Genomic DNA, 693 nt, shown 5'->3' on the forward strand with positions numbered 1-693 from the left:
CGCGAACACCACGATACCAACCACATAGTTACCGCCGATCACCACCTCACCAAAGGCCTGGATCACCTTACCGGCGGCGGCGTGGCCGTCCTGGCCGTGGAGCATCACCACCCGCGTGGATGCCACGTTCAGCGCCAGGCGCAGCAGGGTCGCGATCAGCAAAATGGTCGGGAATACGGCGAAATCCAGCGGCCGCAGGGCATACACGCAGACCAGCAGCACCACCACCGACAGCGCAATGTTGAAGGTGAAAAACACATCGAGCAGGAACGGCGGCATTGGCAACATCATCATTGCCAGCATCACCAGCAACAACAACGGCACACCCAGGTTGCCCCGCGACAAATCAGTCAGGGTGCCACGGGCCGTGTTGAGCATTTGAGAGCGATCTACCACCGGTATTCCTCGTGTTCCTTGAAGCAAAGTTTTGACGCGGGAGAGCGTCCTGGAGGCGGTATTGCAAGAAGCCTTCCAACTTTGGTTTCAGGGCGACGATCGTCGAGTGGTCACCGGTTCAAATGTGGGAGCTGGATGGGGGGGTGATGATCGTTCCCACGCGCAGCAAAGGAATGCAGCCAGGGACGCTCCGCGTCCCGACTTGAGCCCGGCGCAACGGTGACGCAGAGCGTCACGGGAGGCATTCCCACGCGGGAGCGTGGGAACGATCTTCAGCGGGCTTGCTCGCGAAGGCGG

General features: G+C 60.9%; 1 protein-coding gene. It reads right to left on the bottom strand.

Annotated features, from left to right (window positions below):
* The coding region (locus tag FEM54_RS33505) for an FHIPEP family type III secretion protein (RefSeq protein WP_171045982.1) at window positions 1–378 on the bottom strand (378 nt) is incomplete at its 3' end.
* Window positions 379–693 lie beyond the last annotated feature (315 nt).

Source organism: Pseudomonas edaphica (genome assembly GCF_005863185.1).
Lineage (GTDB): Bacteria > Pseudomonadota > Gammaproteobacteria > Pseudomonadales > Pseudomonadaceae > Aquipseudomonas > Aquipseudomonas edaphica.